Raw genomic sequence first — 21,576 nt, 5'->3', positions numbered from 1 at the left:
GGGACGCCGGTCCTAGTCGTCCGTCTCGACCTCGCCGGCCTCCAGCTCCTCCTCGACCTCCCCCCGCTCGACCTTCGAGATGCGGGCCTTCATGATGCGCGTGTTCTGGACCTCCTCGACGCGGATGTCGACGCTGTCGAAGGTGATGACCTCGCCCTCCTCGACGAGGCGGCCGGCGCGGTTGAAGATGAAGCCGGCGATGGTCTCGAACTCCTCGCCCTCCGGGAGTTCGATGTCGAGTGCCTCGTTGACCTCCTCGATGTTGACCTCGCCGCGGACGAGCGCGGTGTCGTCGTCGACGAACTCGATGGGCTCCTCCTCCTCGCCCTCGAGTATCTCGCCGACGATCTCCTCGGTGAGGTCCTCCATCGTCACCAGCCCCTCGGTGGTCCCGAACTCGTCGATGACGATGACCATCGGCATCCGGTTCTGGCGCATCTCCGCCAGCAGTTCGTCGACGTTCTTGGACTCGGGGACGTGCAGCGTCGGCTGGATGATGTCCTCCAGTTTCAGGTCCTCGCCGTCGCGTTCCCCGTAGTTCAGGTCCCGGACGAGGTCACGGATGTGGACGACGCCGACGATGTTGTCGAGCGACCCCTCGTAGACCGGGATGCGGGCGTGCCCGGACTCGATACAGGTCGTGATGGCGTCGTCGATGGTCGCGTCCTTCGGGATGGCGTCCATGTCGAGGCGCGGGGTCATCACCTCCTTGGCGATGGTGTTGTTGAACCGGAAGACGCGCTGGAGGAGTTCGCGCTCGTCCTCCTCGATGACGCCCTCGCGCTCGCCCGTCTCGATGATGTCCCGTATCTCCTCGCGGGTGACGTAGGACGTCTCGATGGCGCCGCGACCACCCGTGACCTTGTTCACCTGCCGGGTGAGGTAGTCGAACAGGACGACCAGCGGGAGGAGGATCTGCTCGGCGAACTTCAGGGGCTTCGAGATGCGCAGCGCCCACGACTCGGTGTTCTCGACGGCGTAGGACTTCGGTGCGGACTCACCGAACAGGAGGACCAGCGCGGTGATGCCGAACGTGGAGGCGACCACCGCGAGTCCCTGGTTGTCCAGCAGGATGGCGAGCAACCCGGTCGCGATGGAGGACATCGCGATGTTGACGAGGTTGTTGCCGACGAGGATGGTGACGAGCAGGCGGTGGGGGTCGGACTTGAGCGCCTTGAGCACCTGGCTGCTACGGCTGCCCTCCTCGACGAGCGACTCCACCCGGTGCTCGGCGAGCGAGAACATCGCTATCTCGGAGGAGGAGAAGAACGCCGAGAGGCCGATGAGCACCACGATAGTGAGCGCACCGATCCACAGGAAGGCACTCTCGCTCAACGTGAACAGGCCCAGCACGTCCACCTGAGCCTGCACGAGCGCGGACGGCCGGAGCGGCGCTGACGCCGGTAACCCCATTATGACAATCGGAGTAGGCCGCCCCTGGGATTAAGAGTTACCATGCGAACCCGTCGAATCGATGGCCACGGCGCCGAACCGCGTGCTCGGGCGGGTGCGACGCTCCGGCGCGGCCGGCACCCGAGAGCCGAAGTTTTACCGCACTCACGCCCGAAGTTCCAGCCATGTCAGCGCCGCATCTGACCGTCTACCGACTGCAGGCCTGTCCGTTCTGCGAGCGAGTGGTTCGCAAGCTCGACGACCTGGGACTGGAGTACGACTCCCGGTTCGTCGAGGCACGCCACTCACGCCGTGACGTGGTCAAGCGCGTCGCCGGCGTCCGGACCGTCCCCGTCCTCGTCGACGAGGAGACGGGCGTGACGATGGCCGAGTCCGGCAACATCGTCGAGTACCTCGAGGGCACCTACGGCGCCGACGCGAGCGCCGAGGCCCGCGCCGCCGCTCGAACGGACGGTGGTGACGCGTGAACCTCGGGTTCGACGTCACGGAACTCCCCGCCGCCGACCACGTCGAGGTGGGCGAGACGGCCCCCGAGTTCACGAAGCCACTCGTGAACGACGAGTTCTGGGAGGACGTCTCACTCTCGGAACTCCTCGACGACGGCCCGGTCGTCCTGATATTCCACTCGATGGACGGTGACTTCCCCGCCACCTACACCTTCCAGTCCATCCGCGACGACGGCTGGGGCGAGTGGGAGGAGTGCGAGGTCGTCGGCGTCAGCATCTCCACGCCGTACGAGCACCGGGAGTTCCAGCGCGAGTGGACCGGCTTCGAGGCGTTCCGGTTCTTCTCCGACCCCGCGTGTGAGGTAGGCGAGGCCTACGGCGTCACGCACGACCTCGACGGGATGAGCATCACCGAGCACCGCCCCGCGGCGTTCGTCGTCGACACCGACGGCACGGTGCAGTACGCGTGGGTCGCCGAGGAGTTCCCGGCGTTCCCACCGTACAGCGAGGTCCGCGAAGCCGTCGAGTCCCTGTAGGCCATGTCCCCCGCAGACACCGACCCCGGAATCGAGGCCGCCGCCCGCACCATCCGCGAGGGGGGCCTCGTCGTCTACCCGACCGAGACGGTCTACGGTCTGGGGGCGGACGCGCTGAACCCCGCCGCCGTCGAGTCGGTGTTCGAGGCGAAGGGGCGCGACCGCGACAAGCCCCTCTCGCTGGGGGTCCCGAGCGTCGACGCCGCACTGGAGTTCACCACCCCGAACGACCGCGAACTGCGGTTCATGCGGGCGTTCCTCCCCGGCCCCGTCACCGTCGTCGTCCCGAAGCGCGACGTCGTCCCGGACGTGCTGACCGGCGGCCGCGAGAAGGTGGGGGTCCGGGTCCCCGACCACGAGGTGGCGCTGGCGCTGTTCGAGGCGGCCGAGACGCCCGTCACCGCCACCTCGGCGAACCGCTCGGGCGAATCCAGCAGTCGCACCGTCGACGAGGTGAGCCCCGCTATCCGGGAGCGGGCGACGGTCGTCGACGGAGGGGAGACCCCCGGCACCGAGAGCACCGTCGTCGACGTGCGCGAGAACCGCGTCGTCCGCGAGGGGGCGTTCGCCGGGGCCATCGTGGAGTGGCTGGAGGCGGAGTAGGACTACAACCCCAGCAACGACCGGAGCGACCGTGCCCTCGTCCCGCACTCTCCCCGGTACTCGCACGGCACGCACTTCTCGTCGTTCTCGACGCGGGCCGGTGGGCCGTCCATCGCCTCGACGGCCCTGACGGTCCGGCGGTAGTGCGCCTTCCGTCGCGTCGTGAGCCGTATCTCCCGGACCACGCCGTGCGTCGGGAACTCCGCGAACCCGCGCTGGACCGGCCGCTCGCGCTCCCACGAGAGCGCCTTGCAGGCGGCGACGAGTCGGACCGTAGCGGGCACCCACAAGCCCCGTGGCGGCGGGTCGCCGGCGAAGACGAGCGAGGGGGCGAGCGGCTCCTCCAGCACCTTGTGCGCGATGCCGCGGGCCTCGCGGCCCTCCAGCAGCACGTCGCGGGCGGGCGGGTCGGCGAGCCCGTCCCACGCGTCCAGCCGCTCGCTCGCACACGCGAGGTTCGTCCGGAACTGCGTCGGCGTCACCGTGACGTCGGGCGGCAGGTCGGTCCGTTCGTCCAGCAACTCGGGGTACCGGAAGGCCGACTCCCGGACCCGGGCGGCCTCGGGCGAGCGACCGACGTCGTCGTGCTTGCGTCGGTAGTAGAGCTGTCGGGGACAGTAGGCGGCCGTGGCGAGGTCGGTGAACGCGAACACGGCGAGTCTGGCCGCCTCATGTGGTAAAGACCCTCGTGTCGGCCACCAGACCCTTACGGGCGCGTCGGCTATTTTTCGGAGTATGCGACGACGAGAGTTTATCGCAGCCACGGGAGCGGCAGCCACGGCCGGCCTCGCCGGCTGTAGTGCCATCACCGGCGCCGAGACCGGCACCCTCCAGACCGCCGTCTCTGACCAGCCCGGTGACATCACCGACTTCGAGACGCTGGTGCTCGAGATAACGACGGTCTACGCTGGGGAGGGCAGCAGCGGCGGCGAGGACAGCGACGACGGCGACGGGAACGAGTCCGACGACGACTCGAGCGGCGAGAGCGAACGCACGACGGTCGACATCGAGGCTACGGAGGTCGACCTCGTGGAACTGCAGGGCGACGCCTCCGAGACCATCGGCTCCGGGGAACTGGAGACCGGTGAGTACGCCTACCTCCAGCTGGAGGTCGGCGAGGTCGTCGACGCGTCGCTGGCCGACGGTGGCGAGGCCACCGTCCAGACGCCGGGCGAGGCCCCGCTGAAGTTCAACGAGTCGTTCGAGATCCGCGCCGGCGAGACGACCTCGTTCCTCGCGGACTTCACGCCGGTCGAGCAGGGCCAGAGTGGCGGCTACATCCTCCAGCCCGTCGCCGACGAGGTGGAGGTCACGTACGAGGACGAGTCGACGGCCACGCCGACGCCCGAACCCTCGGAGAACGGCACGGACGACCCCGAGAACTCGACGGCCTGAGGCGGCTCAGACGTACTTCTCGACGACCCGGCGCAGGTCCTCGCGGACCACCGTCGGATCGGTACTCGTCACCGTCAGCGAGGTGTGTGACTCGTCGGTGTCGGCCATCTCGCTGAGCAGGCCACCGCGCCGGTCGACCTCGAGGTAGACGACGAGTTCCTCGGCCGACTCGCGGGCGACGACCTCCAGCTCGTCCAGGTCGCCCGCGAACGGGCCGCCCGAGGGTCGGAACTCGAACTCCTGGACGATACCCCCGCCGTAGCGGCTGTACGGGTCGCGCGAGCACTCGCTCTGGTAGAGCGACAGGCCGAGTTCCTCGAGCGCGTCGAAGACGGCCTGCAGGCGCGCTGTCGGCTGGACGTCGAGGTAGTCGACGTCCTCCGGGTCCACCCCCGTCACGTCCAGTTCCGTCTCGACCCAGACGTCCACGCTGCCGACGGTGACGGGCGTGTCCCACGGGACCTCGATGGTGGTCGTCTCGACGCGCTCCTCGTCCGGGTCGAGGGTGAACCCGTCGGAGAGGTGCATCCGGCCGACCGTGCCGTCGCGGTAGCCGTCGTCGGTCAGGAACCGCGTCTCGACCTCCAGTTCGATGCGGCTGACGTCCTGTTCGGCGTTGCCGCCCTGCATCCTGACCTCCGCCTCGACGCTCTCGCCGGGGCGGACGGTGGTGGAGGGGAGGACGGTGTCGACGCTGGCGTTGCCGATGCCGATTGTCGCGAGGACCTTCTTCATCGCACGAAGGGGTCCGGTCGCTTCGGTGAAGAATCTGGGGGCCCCGGAGCGGTCGCGGGAGACGAGGTTCACCCGGCGCGAACGGAGTGAGCGCCACAGTGTTCCCCCACGTCGTCGCGACTCGCGTGGCGGCCGAGCCGCCACCTACCGTGCGGACGAGCGCGTAGCGACCGTGAGCAGCGCGTGGTGCGCGCGGAGCGCGCACCCGAGGGGTAAGAGGTGGTTAGTCGTCGGCGGGCGCCGCCGCGTCGCCATCGTCTTCGCTCGTCGCACCGGCGCTGATCTTCCCGCCGGTCTCCAGTGCCTCGACGATGAGTTCGGCGATGTCGACGATCTCGATGTCGTCCTCGAAGCCGCCGGTCTTGCGGCCGTCCTCGTACATGGTCATGCACATCGGGCAGGCGACGACGAACTTCTCGACCGCGCTGCCGGCCTCGGTGTCCTCGAGCGCCTCGCGGAGTCGCTCCTCGCTGGGCTTCTCGTCCTCCTCCTGGTCGATCCAGAGGCCACCGCCACCGCCGCCGCAGCAGTAGGAGTTGGCGCGGTTGCGCGGCATCTCGTGGAGGTCACAGCCCGTCGCCCGCACGAGTTCGCGGGGCGCCTCGTACTCGTCGTTGAAGCGGCCGAGGTGACACGGGTCGTGGTAGGTGACCGTGTAGTCGAGTTCGTTGCCACGCAGGCCGAGCGCCCCGGAGTTCGTGAGCTCCTCGACGACCTGCGTCCAGTGGAGCACCTCGATGCTCTCGTCGGCGTTCCACCGCTCGGTCAGCTCGAACGGCATCATCGGGTCGTCGGCGTACTCCTCGAAGTCGACCTCCGGGTACTCGTTCTTGAACGTGTTGTACGAGTGGGGGTCGGTACAGACGATCTTCGAGAACTCGCACTCCTCGAACGTCTCGACGAGCGTGCCGGCCTGTTCGAGGAAGAGGAACTCCTCGCCCACGCGACGGATGTCGTTGGCGTCGTAGACCTCGTCCTCGTAGAGGATGCCGACGTCGACGTCGGCGTGCTGGAATATCTTGGCGAGCGAGCGGGCGACCTGCTTGTTCCGGTCGTCGAAACTCGGGTAGTCACCGACGTACCAGAGGTAGTCCACCTCCGTCTCGCGGGCGTCGGTGACCTCGAACTCGAGGTCCTCGGTCCAGTCGCCGCGGGTCCGGTTGGCGTCGCCGAACGTGTTGTCCTTCTGCATCACGTTCTGGAACACGTCCTGCAGGCTCGGCGGGATGTCACCCTGGTCGGCGAGCTGGCGGTTCAGCCGGGTGAAACTGCTGAGGTGTTCGATCTCGACCGGGCAGGCGTCCATGCAGGCCATGCAGGCCATGCAGGACTCCATCGTCTGGGCCTTGATGACGCCGCCGGAGCCATCGGCGATGATGGGCTTCTCGTCGCCGCCCGCGTCCAGGTCCTCCCGGTAGGCCTTCAGGTCGAGGATGACGTCGCGCGGGTTCAGGTCGCGCCCGGAGGCGTTGGCCGGGCAGACCGAGGAACAGCGGCCACACTTCGTGCAGGCGTCCTGGTCGAGCAGTTCCTTCCACGTGAAGTCCTCGATGGACTCGGCGTTGGTGTGGTCGAGGTCCGCCGGGATGCCGGGGAGGCGCTTGCCGGCCTTCTCGTCGGCCGTGACGACGTTCGCGAACGAGGAGATCATGTGGAACGGCTTGGCGTACGGGATGGCCGCGATGAAGACGAACGCGAGTAGTGCGTGGCTCCACCACATCACGGGGTAGGCCGCCTCGGCCATGCCGGGGGTCATCCCGACAGCGTTCATCACGTCGGCGACGAACCAGCCGACGAACGAGACCTTCTCGAACTCGATGAACTGGACGCCGCTGGCGGTGACGTCGGCGGTGCCGAGGATGCGCAGGCCCTCCTGGACGTAGCCGCCGACGCCGAGCAGGAACAGCGACCAGACGAGGAAGTCGTCCTCGCGGCTACTGTGGGGGCCACGGAGTCGCTCCTTCTGCGAGACGTAGCGCCGGTAGATGGCGATGCCCACGCCGACGACGAACAGCAGTCCCATGAAGTCCATCACCAGCGAGTACGAGAGGTAGAAATCACCGACGAAGAACGACTGGCGCTCGCCGGTCAACAACTGGGTGACGTTCCGGAAGATGTCGATGTCGATGGCGATGATGGTCGTCCCGATGAGGAGCGTGAGGAAGCCCCACAGGATGAACGAGTGCATGATGCCGCCGACCAGGTCGCGGTTGAACTGTTTCTCGTTGGAGCCGACCACCTTGGCGGCCCTGCTGATGCGTCCGGGCAGGTCGTCGAGTCGCTCGAACCAGTCCTCGGTCCCTTCGGAGTAGCGGGCGAAACGGTCGTAGACCCCCCACGCGAAGACGACGATCGTCACGAACGCGAGGTAGTAGAACACCACCTCGCCCGTGTGCGAGATACCCCAGAAGGTCTCTCGCGTGATCGTGTCTCCCGCCTGGAGTGGGAGTGTCGGTGCCATACCGCGTTGCGGGGAACCTAAGCGCTTAAGTCTTGGTATCGAAATCGGCCGCCTCGGGCGGTTTCGGCGGCCGATACCGGTCGTTTCCTCACCGTAACTTACACGTCTCACCGGCCAGTGACGGGGCGTTCATATGACGGTGGATATCCGGGGCCAGAGCGCTGCCCCGAACAGGCCGGCGGCGAACGCCAGCGCGGCCCAGTCGGCCCGGCCCAACCGCAGTCGTGGGAGGGTGGGATTCCACGAGAAACACCGGGCACGGAGGGCGAGCGAGAACGCGTCGGAGCGCGAGAACGCGCGGTTCAGACCGACGAGCGCGACCGTCCGCATCCGCTCGTCGAGTCGCCGCTGGTCACCGAGCCGTGCCCGCGAGGCGTCTCGGATGCGCGAGAGGTCGCGCTGGAGCACCGGGAGGAAGCGGAACACGAACGCGACGCCCATCCCGAGCAGTTGGCCGGGTCGACCGGGGACGGTGTGCTGGACGGCCGCCCGCGAGTCACGGGCCGGCGTGGTCCGGACGTACGCGGCGGCGACGAGCAGCACGAGGAGCGTCCGGTAGGCCGCCAGCGCCGGGAACCGCGCCTCGGCGACGGAGAAGTACGGCGCCGAGAGGGTCAGTCCCTGCAACAACGGCGCGGCGACGAGCAGCGGGAGGACGACCCACACCTCGCGGAGCGTCGCGAGCGGCGAGGTCCGGGCGACCGCGAGCACCCCGGCGGCGAGGACGGTCATCGTGGCCAGCCCGGACGGGGTGGTGTAGGCGAACGCCGCGGCCACGAACCCCGCCTGGACCGCGAGTTTCGAGCGCGGGTCGAGCGCGTGTGCCAGCGACTCGCCGGGGGTGTACTGGAGGACCATCTCAGGGTTCGGGAGCGCCGGCAGGGCCGTCCGGCGGACGGACGTCGAGCGACTCGAGGCGCTGGCGGACCGCCTCGGGGTCGCCGTCGGCCGCCACGTGGCCCTCGCGCAACACGACCCAGCGGTCGACCCACGCGAGGTCACGCAGGTCGTGGGTGACGACGACCAGCCCCGTCCCGTCGGCGTGCAGGTCGCGGAGGTGGGCGAGCACCGACCGGCGGGCGGGCCAGTCGAGGCCGGCGAACGGTTCGTCCAGCACGAGGTGGGCCGGGTCCATCGCCAGTGCCCCCGCGATGGCGACGCGGGCCTGCTCGCCGCCCGAGAGGGCGTCGATGCGCTCGTCCTCGCGGCCGTCCATCCCGACCGCCGCGAGCGACACCTCGACCCGGCGGTCGATCGTCGCGTGCGGGAGGCCGAGGTTCTCCGGACCGAACGCCACGTCGGCACCCACCGTCGCGGAGACGAACGCGTCGCGCGGGTCCTGGAAGGTCATCCCCACGCGGGTCCGGGCGTGCACGGGGTGTTCGTCGACGGGGTCCCCGTCGACGAGCACCTCGCCCGCGTCGGGGGCCAGCAGACCGTTGAAGTGCCGGACGAGGGTGGTCTTGCCTGCGCCGTTGGCGCCCGCGAGGACGACGCTCTCGCCGTCCGGGATGGTCAGCGAGACGCCGTCGAGGGCGGGGCGGGTCGCACCGTCGTGGGTGAAGACGAGGTCCCGCGTCTCTATCATCGGCGAGCGGCTACTCCGCGACGACGGCGTCCGAGCGGACGATGCCGACGGCGGCGGCGATCTTGAACACCTCGGCCGGGATGAACGAGGCGGCGCCGGCGGCGAACGCCTCCGGCAGGCCGAGACCGAGGACGAGCATCAGGCCCGCGACGCCCATCGCGTAGATGACGCCGGTGCCGAGGACCATCGCACCGACGAGTCGGGGCAGGCCGGCGGCCGACGGCGACCGGAGCGAGAGGCCGTCGTGGACGACGAGGCCGATGGCGGCCGCCGCCACCGGGTACGACCAGAGGTAGCCCGCCGAGGAGCCGACGAGGGCCTCGAAGCCGGCGCTCCCGCTGGCGAAGACGGGCGCGCCGAGCGCCCCCGCGGCGAGGTAGAACACCAGCGAGAGGCCGCCCCAGACGGGCCCGAGGAAGATGCCCGCGAGGAACACGCCGAGCACCTGCAGGGTGACCGGGACCCCCGCGGCGGGGAGGGGATTGGGGAACGATACGTAGGCGAACGCACCCGTCAACGCCGCCAGCAGCGCCGCACGGGCCACGTTTCCGACGACTTCGTCGCCGACGAGGTCGACGTCCGAGGTGGTGGTGCTCACGCCCCGAGGCGCGTCGTCAACTATACTCAAGCTACCGGTTGACGAAACGCCGGCCGCGACCGCGTGTCACGGAGACACACAGTTTAAATACCGGGGGCACGTATCTCCGCGGTCAGATGGACGAGAAGACGGCCGAACTCCGTGACATCTTCGTGAACGTCACCGAGTCGGAGACGGTGACAGAGCGACAGGAGGAAGCTCGTGGCTCGCTCGCGGGGGACGTCCCCGAGGACCGCGAGGAGCGCATCCACGAGACCATCGCCGAGCTGCGCGAGCGCTGTGCGTTCGACACCACGCTCGACGACGACGCCCTCGTCACGGTCGTCGTCGGCTTCTTCGAGGGGGAGTCCGACACCGACATCGCCGCGGCCCTCGACGAGGACCGCCGGACCGTCGTCCGCGCCCGCCTCGCGCTCCACCTCCTCCGTGACCGCGACACCGACGCCCCGTTCGACCTGGAACGCCTTCGCTCGCTGCTCGCGGACGGGTCGGTAGCCGACGCGGCCGCCGAACTCGACGTGAGCGAGTCGACGGTGCGGCGTTACCGGCGCGTCCTCGACGCGCAGGCCGAGGAGCGCCGGGTGTCCGGGCGCTTCCGCGCTGAGTTCGAGGATTTGTTCACCGACGCGGCCGCCGAGCAACTCACGGCCGACGTGAAAGAGAGCGGGCTGGAGGACGCCACCGAGGACGCCGAGAGCGAGTCGAACGTCTCGATGTGACCCGGCGTCCGGCGCCGCTCGGGGACGTACTCCTCCCGCCGTGAGCGTTCTCGTGGTGTGGGAACCAGCGGCACGATTGAGACCCGAGCCGGTGTATCGATGGACGGTGAAAGATTCATGGAGAAGAACGTCGGCGGCTACGACCGAATCGCCCGGTTCGTCCTCGGACCTGTACTGATCATCGTCGGAGCGGCGGCCCTGCTCGGACTGTTCACCATCGCGGCCGGCACGCTCGGCCTCGCCATCGCGGGGCTCGCGGTGCTGGTCGGACTGGTGCTGAGCGTCACGGCGGTCACCCAGAAGTGCCCGCTGAACAACGCGCTCGGGATGAACACCTACCGCGGGAAGGAGACGACCGAGTCGACCACCGAGGGCGACGTCGGTCGGACCGCCTGAACGCCCGTCCCGTTTCCTGCTGCCGGGTGAGAACGTACCCGGCTCGAACCCACCGAAATTAAGCCCGTCCCCGCCAACCTCGCAGACAATGATAGCCGAGGCGGTGGCCGTCGCGTTCTGGGTGATGCTCCCCGCGTACATCCCGAACAACGCGGCCGTCCTCGCGGGTGGTGGGGCACCTATCGACGGCGGACGGACCCGTGACGGCCGGCGACTGCTCGGCGACGGCAAGACGTGGCGCGGCACGCTCGTGGGGACGCTCGCCGGCGCGCTGGTCGCGCTCGCACTCAACCTCCTCCACGACCCCGCAGTCTCCGTCTCGGGGTTCGCCCTCCCCCTGTTCCCTCCCGCAGCCATCCTCTCGCTCCCCCTCGGCGCGATGCTGGGAGACGTCACCGCGTCGTTCCTCAAGCGGCGCACCGGCCGCGAGCGCGGGGCGGCGTTCCCCGTCGTCGACCAGCTCGACTTCGTCGTCGGCGCGTTCGTCCTGACGCTCGTGGTCGCACCCGCGTGGCTCCTCGGGGTTCTCACGCTCCCTGTCCTGGCGGTCGTCCTGGTACTGACGCCGCTGCTCCACCTCGGGACGAACGCGGGAGCGTATCTGCTGGGACTGAAAGACGAACCTTACTAACCATCATTTTCCGCTCGGGTTCGCGCCTACGGCGCGAACCGCTTGCGCAAAGACATGGGTGAAAAAGGCGCCACCCGGCGCGCGAGCGCGCCTCGTGGCGGGTAGGTGCGCTGGTGCTACGACAGCACCGCGACCGCTCCGCCACAGCACCGCTACCCCTTCAGTCCGGACCCAGACAGCGCGACCACCACGTCCGCCCCCTCGTCGAGAACTCCGCGCTCGCGGTACTCGGCGAGGGCGGCTGGAGCGACGGCGCATGTCGGTTCTGTGTAGAACCCCGCGCGGTGGAGTCGGTCGAGTTCGCGCTCGGTGGCCTCGCTGGAGACCGCGATGGCGTCCCCGTCCGTGGCCTCGATGGCATCGAGAATCTCGTCGCGGCGCACCGGCTCACGGATCTGGATGCCGTCCGCGAGGTCGTTCTGTGCGCCCGTCGAGGCGTGGAGTTCGTCCGCGATGGGCGCGTAGCCCTCGGCCTGTGCCCCGAGGAGCCGCGGGACCCGGTCGGTCCACCCGGCGTCGCGAAGCGCGGTGAACCCGCGGTACGCACCGAGGAACATCGTCCCGTGGCCGAGCGGGAGGACGACGGCGTCCGGGACCGCCCAGTCGAACTGGGCGGCGATCTCGTACGCCATCGTTGCCGTCCCCGCGAAGAACGCGGGGTTCCACGCGTGGCTCGCGTACCAGCCCGCTCCGGCCTCGACCGCCTCGAGACACGCATCGGTGACGGCCTCGCGTGAGCCCTCGACGCGTTCGACGGTCGCGCCGGCCCGTTCGATGGCCCGGACCTTGCGCTCCTTCACCCCCGTGGGGACGAAGATGCGGGCGTCGATACCGGCGCGTGCGGCGTAGGTCGCGATGGCCGCGCCGGCGTTGCCCGAGGAGTCCTCGACGACCGTCTCGACGCCGAGTTCGGCGGCCCGCGAGAGAGTCAGCGCCGCACCGCGGTCCTTGAACGACCCCGTCGGGAACACGTAGTCGAGTTTGAACGCGGCGTCCCAGTCGGGCGCGTCGACGAGCGGCGTCCACCCCTCGCCGAGCGAGACGTGCCGGTCGACGGGCAGGAACTCGGCGACGGCCCAGAGGCCGTCCCGCGGGTCGACGTCGGCCGGCGAGTCGGCCTCGGGGAGCGGTCGCTCGGCGAACTCCAGCGGGTGGCCGCAGGTACAGCGCCAGCGGTCCGCGTAGGTGGCGTCGCAGGCGGGACAGCGGAGCATGGCGGGGGGAGGCGGGCGGGGAGGGTGTGGGTTTCGATGTCGGGAGTCGTCACTCCCCGTCGGAACTGGCGAGTCCCCGCGCTGCCAGTTCCCGGTCGAGGTAGAGCCCGACCAGTGCGAACAGGAACGTCATGTTCACCACCGACGCCCCGATGGCGACGAAGACGACGACGGTGTTGTCGGTGATGGAACTCTCGAGCACGGGCCGCGAGATCAGCACGGCGGCCACCGAGATGGGGAGGAGGAGGGCTGTCGCGACGACACCGAACTTGGCGGCACGGTCGATGCGCATGGCAGCGAGTCTTACACCTCCGTTGATAGGTCTTTGGGGCCGACGCGGACGAGCAAGCGTGTACTGGCCGCCGCGGTGCGGTAGGCACCAGTGCACCCACCCGGCGCGAGTGCAGCGAGGGGCGCAGTTTTTCCCCACGTTCGGTAGAGCAGAGCTCTACCGCAGCCCATCAGAAGTCTTCGACTTCTGAGGACGTTTTTGCGACGAGCGGTGCGCGAGCGCAGCGAGCGCACCCGAGGAGTAAAAGTGGGTCCTAGTAGGTGTCGATGTCGGTGCCGACCGAACAGACGTACTCCCCCGTCGCCACCTGCGGCAGCCGCCGCGTCCGCCAGAAGATGCCCGAGGACTCGGCCTTCACCGTCGACTGGACGGTGCCGAACGGGTCCGTGATGCGGAACAGCACGTCGCCCCGCGAGACCCGGTCGCCGAGGTCGGCGGTGAAGTCGACGAGCCCGCCGGCGGGCGAGCCGTACTGGTCGAAGCCCGTCGCGCGGGTCTGGGTCTCGGGCGAGACGGTCCCCTCGAGGAAGTCGTAGTATGTGAGGACGTTCATCACGCCGCGAACGCCGATGCGGATGGACTCCTCGTCCCAGCCCACCGCGCCGCCGAGTTCGGGGTCGATGGTCGGGACGCCCTCGTCGGGGGCGGCACGGGCGAGCTGGCCGTCCGGCCCCTTCTGGTCGAGGACGTGCCCACAGCCGAACACCTTGGCGAGTTCGAGACACTCGCGGTGGAGGCGGTGGCGCTTCCCACAGCGGACGCGAGCCTCGTTAATCATCCGGGAGGTAGAGCCCTGGTGCAGGTCGAGGACGAGGTCCGCCGAGGAGGCGGCCTGGAACGTCGCGTGGGCGATGCGCTCGGAGGCGGTGCCGTTCTCGTTCCCGGGGTAGGTTCGGTTGAGCTTCGTGTCGTCGATGGGGTTGCGGTGTTCGGCGACCTGGAAGCCGTAGTGGTTCACGATGCCGACGACGAGTATCTGGCCGGCGAGGTCGGTGGGGTCGATGCGCGGGACGAACCGCTGGACGACGCCGAGACCGTTCAGTTCGTCGCCGTCCGAGACCGCCTGCACGTAGAGGGTGCGTCCCTCGCTCGCGCCGTTGATGACGCAGACGGGGAGCGCGACCTCGGAGCCGTCACGGGCCTGCCCGACCGGCAGCCGCCCCACGGACGTCTCACCGGGGGCCGCGCTGGCGGTACCGAGGGTCGTCATTACACGAACTCGGACCGGGGACGCCTATAGACCGTTCGGTATCGGCACAGCAGGCGGGATTCCGGCACGAATCGCCGAGGGCGGACGGACAGTCCTATGCCGTCGGCCCGCCTACGGTGGGATGTGAGCGAGGACACCCACTCCGGACCGGGCGAGGACGTCCCCGACCGCCCTGGCGGCACCGCGAACTTCTTCCGGGCCATCAACGTCCAGCGCAACGCGAAGGCGGGGTTCGGCATCGGCGTCGTCCTCGCCCTCGGGTTGCTCGCGCTCATCGTCAGCAACGCCGGCAGTTCCGACTACCCCGTCTTCTACTACGCCGGACTGGCGTTCGTCCTCGCGACGGGCGTGGGGCTGTTGCTGACGATGGTGTTCACCGTCGGGTCGCTGGTCAGGAAGGTCCGAGAGCTGGACTGACCGGCTCAGGGCTCGGTCGACGCCACACCTGCCAGCCCGGCCAGTCGCTCGCTGCCGTCGCGGGTCCCCTTCGCCACGAGCACGTCGCCCGCGTGGAGTTCCGTCGTCGGACCGGGCGAGACCACCCAGTCGCCGACGCGCGTGGTGCCGGGTTCGCGCGCTCGGCGCACCGCGATGACGCGCATCCCCGTCTCCGTCTTGACCATCTCCTCGGCCAGCGTCGCCCCGTCGAGTCGCGACCCGTCGGCGACCTGCAGGCGGACGATGACCTCGTCCGACTCGCGGACCGCCTCCGCGATGACGGGGTGGGCACCCAGCCCCCGCAACACCCCCTCGCTGATCTCGAGGGCGGCGTCGGAGATGACCTCCGTCGCGCTGGCGAGGTGCATCAGCCCCCGCAACCGGACGGGGTCCTCCATGTCCGCGGCGGCACGGAGGATCCACGCCTCGAAGCGGTCCTCCAGCGCGTCCACCTCGGCCTCCAGTTCGAGCACCTCCTCGGCGATGCCGTCGGAGTCGAACAGCACCGACCCGTACGCGAGGTCCACGGCGAGTTCGGACATGTTCTTCATCAGCACGACCGAGTCGACCGCGCGTTCGAGGTCCTCGACGGTCGGGTCGGGGGCGTCGGGCGCCTCGTACTCCGCGCCCGAGAGGTCCTCGTACACCGCCGCGACGCCGAGTTCCGTCCCCCGGAGGAGGACCACGTCGCCGACGTCGAGGGTCGTCGTGTAGTCGGGGTTCGTCAGCCAGTCGCCCGCGCGCCGGATGGCGATGACCCGCACGCCGGTCTCGGTCTCGAGGTTCGTCTCGCCAAGCGTCCGACCGGCGAGTGCGGACTCGCTGTCGACACCGACCCTGACGATGGTCTCGACGGCCTCCGGGAGCGCCGCTCGCATCGCCTCGGGCAGCCCGATGTCCTCGAGGACGACCTTCGCGATGTCGCCGGCCGCGTCGGAGATCTTCTCGGCCGCCCCGACCACGCCGAGGACGGGCGCGAGTGCCTCGGCGTCCTCGGGGTTGCGCGCGGCCATCAGCAGGCTCATCCGGGCCTGTAACTGGAGGACGTCCATCCGCTCCTCGAGTTCGAGCACCTCCTCGGCGACCGCGTCGGAGCCGAGCAACACCGCCGAGTACGACAGGTCGATGAGGAGTTCGGCGGTGTCTTTCATCTCCGCCAGCACCGCCTTCACCGAGACCGGTTCGTACTCGACGTCGTCGACGGCCATACTGGCCCGGGATTTCGCGGGACCGGACAAAAACGTTCCCCGACGGGGAGGACGCAACCGCATCAGGCCACGCTCCGTCCCGCCGGCGGCTGGACTCGCGTCTCCATACCGTCCGCGGACCCCCAGCGGAGATAACCGCCTCGCTGCCGGTGGCCAACCGGGGGTCGAGGAACCGGCAAACCGCGCGACGTGTGAGGGTCGCATGCACGAACGACAATCCTTTTCCCAACCCCACGGAAAACCGTGTGGTATGACCGAGGAACTGAAGAAGGGCCTTGAGGGTGTCCTCGTCGCGGAATCCGCGCTGTCGTTCATCGACGGCGACGAGGGTGAACTGATCTACCGGGGATACTCCATCGACGACCTCGCCCGCGAGGCGAGTTACGAGGAGACGGTCTACCTGCTCTGGCACGGTCACCTCCCGGACGAGGCCGAGCTGGCCGAGTACACCGACGCGATGGTCGCCGAGCGCGAACTCGCCGACGGCGTCCACGAGACCGTCACACGCCTCGCCGAGGCCGACGAGGAACCGATGGCCGCGCTCCGGACCATCGTCTCGACGCTCTCGGCGTACGACCCGGACGCCGACGCGGACCCGACCGACGAGGCCGCGAACCTCCGGAAGGCCCGCCGCCTCACCGCGAAGATCCCGACGGCGCTCGCCGCGTTCGCCCGCCAGCGCGAGGGCGACGACCCGGTCGCGCCGCGCGAGGATCTGAGCCACGCCGCGAACTTCCTCTACATGCTCAACGGCGAGGAGCCGGACGACGTCCTCGCCGAGACGTTCGACATGGCGCTCGTGCTCCACGCCGACCACGGCCTGAACGCCTCCACCTTCTCCGCGATGGTCACCTGCTCTACGCTCGCGGACCTCCACAGCGGCGTCACGAGCGCCGTCGGCACCCTCTCCGGGAGCCTCCACGGCGGCGCCAACCAGGACGTGATGGAGATGCTGAAGGAGGTCGACGACTCCGGCAAGGACCCGCTGGACTGGGTCGTCGACGCCCTCGACCGCGGCCGGCGCGTCCCCGGCTTCGGCCACCGCGTCTACAACGTGAAGGACCCACGTGCGCGCATCCTGAGTGAGAAGTCGAAGGCCCTCGGCGAGGCCGGCGAGATGAAGTGGTACGAGATGTCCCGCACCATCGAGGAGTACCTCGGCGAGCAGAAGGGGCTCGCCCCGAACGTCGACTTCTACTCCGCCTCCACCTACTACCAGATGGGCATCCCCATCGACATCTACACCCCCATCTTCGCGATGAGCCGCGTCGGCGGGTGGATCGCCCACGTCATCGAGATGTTCGAGGACAACCGCCTCATCCGGCCCCGCGCCCGCTACGTCGGCCCGAAGGACGAGGAGTTCGTCCCGGTCGACGAGCGGTAGCGACCGTCGCCCCTCGCGACTTCTGCCCCACCCCCGAGCAGCAGCTACGGTCCCGCCAGCTCGAACGTCGCACCGCCCGGGAGTTCCACCACGACGGACTCGGGCGTCCCGCCCTCGTACTCGAACACCGCGAGCGAGACACCGATGGCCTCGTCGCTCTCCAGCGGGTCCCCTACGGTATCGCGGCGGAGCGAGAGTTCGACACGGCCGTCCTCGCTCTCCCGGGGACCGCTGGGTTCCGGGAACAGAGAGGCCGGGGCGGCGCCGGCCACCCGGAGGTAGGTCAGGACCGCGAACTGCCGGTCCGAGAGGTCCGCCACCGAATCGGCGTACCCCTCCGCACGCTCGGTGTCGGTCACCGCCAGCGTGTCGCCGGGGGCGTAGGTGCTGGCGAAGAAGTACGGTGCGTCGGCGGTGCTCGGGGCCCCACGGATCAGGGGGTCCGCCAGCGGTCTGACGGTGCTCTGTCCACGAGCGAGCCGGACGTTCTCGGTGGGGCCGGGACCAGTGAGCGATGCACAGCCGGCGAGTGCGGTCGTTCCCGCCGCGAGCGACGCGAGGAGGGCACGTCGGTCCACAGCCACCGTTGCGAGAGGTGGCACCTAAGCGTTCGGGGGGCGCGTGACCCGGTATGGACGTGTTCGTCTACGGGACGCTCACCGACTCGGACGTGGCCACGCGCGTCCTCGGTGACGCCTCCGAGTACGGTCCCGATGCCCGCCTCACCGGCCTGCACCCCGTCGACGGGCGCTACCCGACGCTCGCCCCCGGTGGCGCCGTCTAGGGCCGACTCCTCCACACCGACCACGTCGCCGCCCTCGACGCCTACGAAGGGGTCGACTCGGGGCTGTACGTCCGGGTCTCGGTCCCACGGGAATCCGGGGGGACCGTCGAGACGTACGTGGGCGACCCGTCGCGGCTGGGTGTGGCCACCGAGTGGCCCGGCGAGGGGGCGTTCGCCGAGCGCGTGCGCACCTACGTCGAGAACGAGCGGGTCGTCGTTCGGACGCTCGACTGAGCAGAAGGCCAGCACGTCCACGTCGAGTGCCGAGGAGGTGTGAGCAGTGACCGTCAGTCGTCGTTCCGGGCCGGCGCCGGGTCGCTCGGACCCGTCTCCCCGCCGTCACCGTCGCCGTCACTGCCCCCGTTCATCTCCTCCACGACGTCGATGGCGATGCCACGGTTCTCGCGTGACTCGCCGAAGCCAGCCGAGAGCACGCGGGTCAGCGCGTCCTCGACGGTCTCCTCGGTCTCGTGGTAGTCGTCGGGTTCCACCTCGACGACGAACCCGGTGGTGATGTTCGGAGCGGTGGGCAGGAACAGGACGTCCCGGCCGTCGTCGGTCGACTTGCCGGTCTTGAACGCGGTCATCCGCATCCCGTTCCACGTCTCGAGTTTCACGGGTGTCTGGAGGTCGTCGGTGCCCGAGAGGGCCGTCTCGACGGCCATCTTCGAGGCGTTGTAGACGATACGGAGGCCCGGGAGGCGGTTCATCACGCCGTCGAGCGCGTTCTCGAAGACGTCGCCCAGCGTCGTCCGCATCAGGTAGCCCACCGAGAGGACGAGGAGGGCGAAGATGACGAGGATGATGACGACGCGGGCGACGGCGACCTGGTAGGCCTCCAGGCCGGGGAAGGCGTCCTGCAGGAACGGGATCTGTGCCAGTGCCTGGAACACGAAGGCGACGACGTAGGCGGTGAGGAGGATGGGCACCAGCACGACGAGACCGCTGGCGATGTCTCGTTTCCAGGAGTTGGGGAGCATCGATTGGTGGGGGCCGCGTGGCGGCTCTACTCGGAGGCTACGGCTCGGTGAAGGTGAAACTTTCGTAGCGCGACGACGGACTCAGGCCCACTCGTCCGCGAGCAGGCCGTACCGATGGACGTCGACGTGGTCACCGTCGACGAACTTCTCGTCGCGGAGGACCCCCTCCTCGCGCAGCCCCACCTTCTCCAGCACCCGCCGGGAGGCCGCGTTGTGCGCGTAGGCCTCGCCGACCACCTTGTGGAGCCGCCGTTCCTCGAACGCGTGGGCGACCATCGCTTCCGTGGCGAGCGTGGCGTACCCCTCGCCGTGGGCGTCGGGCGTGATCCAGCAGGCGAGCGTGCCGACGCCGGCCTGCTCGTCGATGCGGAACAGCGACACCGTCCCCACCGGCTCGGGGTCGTCGCCACCGTCGGACTCGTCGCTGACGAGGAGGTTCACGCTGTCGTCGTCGCTGAGCCACTCCTCGAACGCCTCGTCGGTCTGTTTCCCGTTACGGGGCGTGGGCGACCGGAGCAGTCGCCGCACGTCCGGGTCGTTCCAGTTGCGCTGGAGGAACGGCAGGTCCTCCTCCTCGACGGTCCGGAGGGCGACGGCGTCGTCGTCCGTGTGCAGGAAGACTAGACCGGGCATACCCGAAGCGGGACGGGCCGGGCGAAAGCGTTTCTGGTGGCGTGTGATCGAGGCTCAGAGCCGCCCCAGCAGACCGAGCGCCGCCAGCGCCAGCCACGTCTGGAAGACGAGCGACCCGAACGCCGAGAGGACGACGAACTGCCAGTCACGCATCTCGGCGAACCCCGCCGGCACCGTCAGCATCCCGCGGGTGAACAGCAGGGCGTTCGAGACGGGGACGACGACCGGCCCCCAGCGGTCGAACCACCGGTCGAACCGCTCCAGTCGGGACTCGTCGACCCGGAACCACGGCCGTTCGAGGAGGTACTCCCGGCCCGCGCGCTTGGCGAACGAGAACAGGAGGAACTGTCCCACCGTCGCGCCCGCGACGGCGACGAGTATCACGGCGGCCACCTCCGACGTCGTCTCGGCGAGGAGCGCCACCCCGGCGGGGACCAGCGCCTCGCTCGGCGCGAAGTAGAGCAGCATCGCCCCCTCGAGGACGAGGATGCAGAACAGCGCGTACAGGCCGTAGCGGTCGATGAGCGACCGGGCGAGTTCAGTGTCGCCGAAGACGAACAGGCCGACAGCGATGCCGGCCGCGAGGAGTACCACGCCGACCACGAGGAAGACGCCGTAGTCCCGCAGGAACGCGCGGAGCGGGGAGGACGTGGCGGTGGCCTCTGCCATCGCTCGTTGGTGAGGCAGGGACGGGCATAGGCGTTGTGGCACGGTCGAAGGGGACGGCTGGACGGTGCCGACGGCGTGACCCACACAGCGGCCACGGTGCCGGCGGTGGACCGTGACGGACCACGGTGTGGTTCCAGTGTACCACGACGGCATTCCCGCTCGAACGCACCGACGAGAGCGCCGACCACGGCGCACCAGCGGACCCCTAACGACGGACCTTTGCCGGGGCCACTCCGAGTCGCTCGTATGAGCGACCACGACCTCACGGACCGCCCGCGGCGCCTGCGGCGGGACGGGGTCCGCGGCCTCGTCAGCGAGACCGAGGTCCGGGCAAGCGACCTGATGGCCCCGGTGTTCGTCGACGCCACGGCCGACGAACGGGTCCCCATCGACTCGATGCCGGGCCACGAACGGGTCCCCGTCTCCGAGGCCGTCGCCCGCGTGCGAGAGATACTCGACACCGGCGTCGAGGCGGTGATGCTGTTCGGCATCCCCGAGTCGAAAGACGAGGTCGGGAGCCGTGCGTGGGCCCCCGACGGTGTCGTCCAGCGGGCAACCCGCGCGGTGACCGAGGAGACCGACGCCTACGTCGTCACGGACGTCTGCTTCTGTGAGTACACCGACCACGGCCACTGCGGGGTGCTCGAACCCGGCGCCGAGGCCGGCGAGGGGCTCACCGTCGACAACGACCCCACCCTCGAGAACCTCGCCCGGACCGCCGTCTCGCACGCGGAGGCCGGCGCGGACATGGTGGCCCCCTCCTCGATGACCGACGGGATGGTGGGTGCCATCCGCGAGGGACTCGACGCGTCGGGGTTCGACGACGTGCCGGTGATGAGCTACGCCGCGAAGTACCAGTCGGCGTTCTACGGCCCGTTCCGCGACGCCGCGGACGGTGCACCGGCGTTCGGGGACCGCCGACACTACCAGATGGACCCCGCGAACGCCCGCGAGGCCATGCGCGAGGTGCGGCTCGACGTGGAACAGGGGGCGGACGTCCTGATGGTCAAGCCCGCGCTCCCGTACCTCGACATCGTGCGAGCGGTGCGCGAGGAGTTCGACCACCCCGTCGCGGCCTACAACGTCAGCGGCGAGTACGCGATGCTCCACGCCGCCGCCGAGAAGGGGTGGCTCGACCTGGAGGAGACGGCCTACGAGTCGCTGCTCTCCATCAAGCGGGCGGGGGCGGACCTCATCATGACCTACTGGGCGGAGACGGTCGCCGACCGGCTCTGAGTGGCGG

Annotated in this window: 25 protein-coding genes and 1 pseudogene; 11 read left to right on the top strand and 15 right to left on the bottom strand. The window is 69.5% G+C overall.

The window, feature by feature from the left end:
- Nucleotides 1-12: 12 nt before the first annotated feature.
- Entirely contained in the window at nt 13-1,413 is a 1,401-nt protein-coding gene (locus N0B31_RS18865) for a hemolysin family protein (protein ID WP_260593160.1), read from the bottom strand.
- Between the two features lie 164 nt (nt 1,414-1,577).
- On the opposite strand from N0B31_RS18865, the gene N0B31_RS18860 reads away from it, so the two are divergent.
- The 3 genes from N0B31_RS18860 to N0B31_RS18850 are packed head-to-tail and all read left to right on the top strand — an operon-like array spanning nt 1,578 to nt 2,998.
- Complete coding sequence (locus N0B31_RS18860; RefSeq protein WP_260593159.1) at nt 1,578-1,880, top strand: glutaredoxin family protein; 303 nt, start codon at nt 1,578-1,580, stop codon at nt 1,878-1,880.
- Nucleotides 1,877-2,395: a redoxin domain-containing protein gene (locus tag N0B31_RS18855; RefSeq protein ID WP_260593158.1), complete on the top strand. Its 519-nt coding sequence runs from the start codon at nt 1,877-1,879 to the stop codon at nt 2,393-2,395. Before N0B31_RS18860 ends, N0B31_RS18855 begins: the two co-directional genes overlap by 4 nt.
- Nucleotides 2,396-2,398: 3 nt before the next feature.
- Nucleotides 2,399-2,998, top strand: a complete 600-nt coding sequence (locus N0B31_RS18850; RefSeq protein ID WP_260593157.1) for an L-threonylcarbamoyladenylate synthase — start codon at nt 2,399-2,401, stop codon at nt 2,996-2,998.
- Between the two features lie 2 nt (nt 2,999-3,000).
- Here N0B31_RS18850 and N0B31_RS18845 read toward each other — a convergent pair whose 3' ends face one another.
- The gene (locus N0B31_RS18845; RefSeq protein ID WP_260593156.1) at nt 3,001-3,651 is read right to left on the bottom strand and encodes a CRISPR-associated protein Cas4; all 651 of its coding nucleotides are present in this window, start codon (nt 3,649-3,651) and stop codon (nt 3,001-3,003) included.
- 82 nt (nt 3,652-3,733) lie between these two features.
- On the opposite strand from N0B31_RS18845, the gene N0B31_RS18840 reads away from it, so the two are divergent.
- Nucleotides 3,734-4,393: a DUF4382 domain-containing protein gene (locus N0B31_RS18840; RefSeq protein WP_260593155.1), complete on the top strand. Its 660-nt coding sequence runs from the start codon at nt 3,734-3,736 to the stop codon at nt 4,391-4,393.
- A gap of 6 nt (nt 4,394-4,399) precedes the next feature.
- On the opposite strand, the gene N0B31_RS18835 is transcribed toward N0B31_RS18840, so the two are convergent.
- The 5 genes from N0B31_RS18835 to N0B31_RS18815 all read right to left on the bottom strand — a co-directional run bounded on the left by N0B31_RS18835 (nt 4,400) and on the right by N0B31_RS18815 (nt 9,775).
- Nucleotides 4,400-5,128, bottom strand: a complete 729-nt coding sequence (locus N0B31_RS18835; protein ID WP_260593154.1) for a sporulation protein — start codon at nt 5,126-5,128, stop codon at nt 4,400-4,402.
- A gap of 223 nt (nt 5,129-5,351) precedes the next feature.
- The gene (locus N0B31_RS18830) at nt 5,352-7,589 is read right to left on the bottom strand and encodes a heterodisulfide reductase-related iron-sulfur binding cluster (protein ID WP_260593153.1); all 2,238 of its coding nucleotides are present in this window, start codon (nt 7,587-7,589) and stop codon (nt 5,352-5,354) included.
- Nucleotides 7,590-7,718: 129 nt separating this feature from the next.
- Nucleotides 7,719-8,447: an energy-coupling factor transporter transmembrane component T family protein gene (locus N0B31_RS18825; RefSeq protein WP_260593152.1), complete on the bottom strand. Its 729-nt coding sequence runs from the start codon at nt 8,445-8,447 to the stop codon at nt 7,719-7,721.
- 1 nt (nt 8,448) lies between these two features.
- Nucleotides 8,449-9,177 (bottom strand): energy-coupling factor ABC transporter ATP-binding protein, encoded by a 729-nt coding sequence (locus N0B31_RS18820; protein WP_260593151.1) that lies wholly within the window; start codon nt 9,175-9,177, stop codon nt 8,449-8,451.
- Nucleotides 9,178-9,187: 10 nt separating this feature from the next.
- Nucleotides 9,188-9,775 carry a biotin transporter BioY gene (locus N0B31_RS18815; RefSeq protein ID WP_260593150.1) on the bottom strand — a complete coding sequence of 196 codons (588 nt, stop codon included), beginning with the start codon at nt 9,773-9,775 and terminating at the stop codon, nt 9,188-9,190.
- A 116-nt stretch (nt 9,776-9,891) separates the two neighbouring features.
- On the opposite strand from N0B31_RS18815, the gene N0B31_RS18810 reads away from it, so the two are divergent.
- The 3 genes from N0B31_RS18810 to N0B31_RS18800 all read left to right on the top strand — a co-directional run bounded on the left by N0B31_RS18810 (nt 9,892) and on the right by N0B31_RS18800 (nt 11,521).
- Nucleotides 9,892-10,494 carry a conditioned medium-induced protein 4 gene (locus N0B31_RS18810; RefSeq protein ID WP_260593149.1) on the top strand — a complete coding sequence of 201 codons (603 nt, stop codon included), beginning with the start codon at nt 9,892-9,894 and terminating at the stop codon, nt 10,492-10,494.
- A 117-nt stretch (nt 10,495-10,611) separates the two neighbouring features.
- The gene (locus tag N0B31_RS18805; protein WP_368389256.1) at nt 10,612-10,890 is read left to right on the top strand and encodes a YgaP family membrane protein; all 279 of its coding nucleotides are present in this window, start codon (nt 10,612-10,614) and stop codon (nt 10,888-10,890) included.
- Nucleotides 10,891-10,978: 88 nt separating this feature from the next.
- On the top strand, nt 10,979-11,521 hold the full coding sequence (locus N0B31_RS18800) for a CDP-2,3-bis-(O-geranylgeranyl)-sn-glycerol synthase (RefSeq protein ID WP_260593147.1): 543 nt from the start codon (nt 10,979-10,981) through the stop codon (nt 11,519-11,521).
- Between the two features lie 152 nt (nt 11,522-11,673).
- On the opposite strand, the gene N0B31_RS18795 is transcribed toward N0B31_RS18800, so the two are convergent.
- From N0B31_RS18795 to N0B31_RS18785, 3 genes are all read right to left on the bottom strand, one after another.
- Nucleotides 11,674-12,735, bottom strand: a complete 1,062-nt coding sequence (locus N0B31_RS18795) for a pyridoxal-phosphate dependent enzyme (protein ID WP_260593146.1) — start codon at nt 12,733-12,735, stop codon at nt 11,674-11,676.
- A gap of 49 nt (nt 12,736-12,784) precedes the next feature.
- Nucleotides 12,785-13,027 (bottom strand): hypothetical protein, encoded by a 243-nt coding sequence (locus tag N0B31_RS18790; protein ID WP_260593145.1) that lies wholly within the window; start codon nt 13,025-13,027, stop codon nt 12,785-12,787.
- Nucleotides 13,028-13,280: 253 nt separating this feature from the next.
- Nucleotides 13,281-14,237: a succinylglutamate desuccinylase/aspartoacylase family protein gene (locus N0B31_RS18785; RefSeq protein ID WP_260593144.1), complete on the bottom strand. Its 957-nt coding sequence runs from the start codon at nt 14,235-14,237 to the stop codon at nt 13,281-13,283.
- Nucleotides 14,238-14,360: 123 nt separating this feature from the next.
- Between N0B31_RS18785 and N0B31_RS18780 the strand changes: the two genes are divergently transcribed.
- Nucleotides 14,361-14,654: a DUF7536 family protein gene (locus N0B31_RS18780; protein ID WP_260593143.1), complete on the top strand. Its 294-nt coding sequence runs from the start codon at nt 14,361-14,363 to the stop codon at nt 14,652-14,654.
- A 5-nt stretch (nt 14,655-14,659) separates the two neighbouring features.
- Here the strand turns inward: N0B31_RS18780 and N0B31_RS18775 are convergent, their stop codons facing one another.
- On the bottom strand, nt 14,660-15,883 hold the full coding sequence (locus N0B31_RS18775) for a potassium channel family protein (protein ID WP_260593142.1): 1,224 nt from the start codon (nt 15,881-15,883) through the stop codon (nt 14,660-14,662).
- 250 nt (nt 15,884-16,133) lie between these two features.
- On the opposite strand from N0B31_RS18775, the gene citZ reads away from it, so the two are divergent.
- Entirely contained in the window at nt 16,134-17,267 is a 1,134-nt protein-coding gene (citZ, locus tag N0B31_RS18770) for a citrate synthase (RefSeq protein ID WP_260593141.1), read from the top strand.
- A 44-nt stretch (nt 17,268-17,311) separates the two neighbouring features.
- On the opposite strand, the gene N0B31_RS18765 is transcribed toward citZ, so the two are convergent.
- The gene (locus tag N0B31_RS18765; RefSeq protein ID WP_260593140.1) at nt 17,312-17,845 is read right to left on the bottom strand and encodes a hypothetical protein; all 534 of its coding nucleotides are present in this window, start codon (nt 17,843-17,845) and stop codon (nt 17,312-17,314) included.
- 53 nt (nt 17,846-17,898) lie between these two features.
- On the opposite strand from N0B31_RS18765, the pseudogene N0B31_RS22635 reads away from it, so the two are divergent.
- A pseudogene (locus tag N0B31_RS22635) lies at nt 17,899-18,285 on the top strand (gamma-glutamylcyclotransferase).
- Nucleotides 18,286-18,338: 53 nt separating this feature from the next.
- On the opposite strand, the gene N0B31_RS18755 reads toward N0B31_RS22635, so the two are convergent.
- The 3 genes from N0B31_RS18755 to N0B31_RS18745 form a co-directional block, all read right to left on the bottom strand.
- The gene (locus tag N0B31_RS18755) at nt 18,339-19,031 is read right to left on the bottom strand and encodes a DUF502 domain-containing protein (protein WP_260593138.1); all 693 of its coding nucleotides are present in this window, start codon (nt 19,029-19,031) and stop codon (nt 18,339-18,341) included.
- A gap of 81 nt (nt 19,032-19,112) precedes the next feature.
- Complete coding sequence (locus N0B31_RS18750; protein WP_260593137.1) at nt 19,113-19,664, bottom strand: GNAT family N-acetyltransferase; 552 nt, start codon at nt 19,662-19,664, stop codon at nt 19,113-19,115.
- Nucleotides 19,665-19,718: 54 nt separating this feature from the next.
- Nucleotides 19,719-20,333 (bottom strand): DedA family protein, encoded by a 615-nt coding sequence (locus tag N0B31_RS18745; protein WP_260593136.1) that lies wholly within the window; start codon nt 20,331-20,333, stop codon nt 19,719-19,721.
- A gap of 246 nt (nt 20,334-20,579) precedes the next feature.
- On the opposite strand from N0B31_RS18745, the gene hemB reads away from it, so the two are divergent.
- Nucleotides 20,580-21,569, top strand: coding sequence for a porphobilinogen synthase (gene hemB / locus N0B31_RS18740; protein ID WP_260593135.1), 990 nt, complete (start codon nt 20,580-20,582; stop codon nt 21,567-21,569).
- Nucleotides 21,570-21,576 lie beyond the last annotated feature (7 nt).

This window comes from Salinirubellus salinus (assembly GCF_025231485.1).
GTDB classification, from domain to species: Archaea; Halobacteriota; Halobacteria; order Halobacteriales; family Haloarculaceae; genus Salinirubellus; species Salinirubellus salinus.
Note: the sequence above shows the minus strand (reverse complement) of the source record. Positions and strands in the feature narration are given on the sequence as shown.

Bases quoted from the DNA above. Each gene is read 5' to 3' on its own strand.
- N0B31_RS18865 (WP_260593160.1), bottom strand. From the start codon at position 1,413: ATGGGGTTACCGGCGTCAGCGCCGCTCCGGCCGTCCGCGCTCGTGCAG.
- N0B31_RS18860 (WP_260593159.1), top strand. From the start codon at position 1,578: ATGTCAGCGCCGCATCTGACCGTCTACCGACTGCAGGCCTGTCCGTTC.
- N0B31_RS18850 (WP_260593157.1), top strand. From the start codon at position 2,399: ATGTCCCCCGCAGACACCGACCCCGGAATCGAGGCCGCCGCCCGCACC.
- N0B31_RS18840 (WP_260593155.1), top strand. From the start codon at position 3,734: ATGCGACGACGAGAGTTTATCGCAGCCACGGGAGCGGCAGCCACGGCC.
- N0B31_RS18835 (WP_260593154.1), bottom strand. From the start codon at position 5,128: ATGAAGAAGGTCCTCGCGACAATCGGCATCGGCAACGCCAGCGTCGAC.
- N0B31_RS18830 (WP_260593153.1), bottom strand. From the start codon at position 7,589: ATGGCACCGACACTCCCACTCCAGGCGGGAGACACGATCACGCGAGAG.
- N0B31_RS18825 (WP_260593152.1), bottom strand. From the start codon at position 8,447: ATGGTCCTCCAGTACACCCCCGGCGAGTCGCTGGCACACGCGCTCGAC.
- N0B31_RS18820 (WP_260593151.1), bottom strand. From the start codon at position 9,177: ATGATAGAGACGCGGGACCTCGTCTTCACCCACGACGGTGCGACCCGC.
- N0B31_RS18810 (WP_260593149.1), top strand. From the start codon at position 9,892: ATGGACGAGAAGACGGCCGAACTCCGTGACATCTTCGTGAACGTCACC.
- N0B31_RS18805 (WP_368389256.1), top strand. From the start codon at position 10,612: ATGGAGAAGAACGTCGGCGGCTACGACCGAATCGCCCGGTTCGTCCTC.
- N0B31_RS18800 (WP_260593147.1), top strand. From the start codon at position 10,979: ATGATAGCCGAGGCGGTGGCCGTCGCGTTCTGGGTGATGCTCCCCGCG.
- N0B31_RS18795 (WP_260593146.1), bottom strand. From the start codon at position 12,735: ATGCTCCGCTGTCCCGCCTGCGACGCCACCTACGCGGACCGCTGGCGC.
- N0B31_RS18790 (WP_260593145.1), bottom strand. From the start codon at position 13,027: ATGCGCATCGACCGTGCCGCCAAGTTCGGTGTCGTCGCGACAGCCCTC.
- N0B31_RS18785 (WP_260593144.1), bottom strand. From the start codon at position 14,237: ATGACGACCCTCGGTACCGCCAGCGCGGCCCCCGGTGAGACGTCCGTG.
- N0B31_RS18775 (WP_260593142.1), bottom strand. From the start codon at position 15,883: ATGGCCGTCGACGACGTCGAGTACGAACCGGTCTCGGTGAAGGCGGTG.
- citZ (WP_260593141.1), top strand. From the start codon at position 16,134: ATGACCGAGGAACTGAAGAAGGGCCTTGAGGGTGTCCTCGTCGCGGAA.
- N0B31_RS18755 (WP_260593138.1), bottom strand. From the start codon at position 19,031: ATGCTCCCCAACTCCTGGAAACGAGACATCGCCAGCGGTCTCGTCGTG.
- N0B31_RS18750 (WP_260593137.1), bottom strand. From the start codon at position 19,664: ATGCCCGGTCTAGTCTTCCTGCACACGGACGACGACGCCGTCGCCCTC.
- N0B31_RS18745 (WP_260593136.1), bottom strand. From the start codon at position 20,333: ATGGCAGAGGCCACCGCCACGTCCTCCCCGCTCCGCGCGTTCCTGCGG.
- hemB (WP_260593135.1), top strand. From the start codon at position 20,580: ATGAGCGACCACGACCTCACGGACCGCCCGCGGCGCCTGCGGCGGGAC.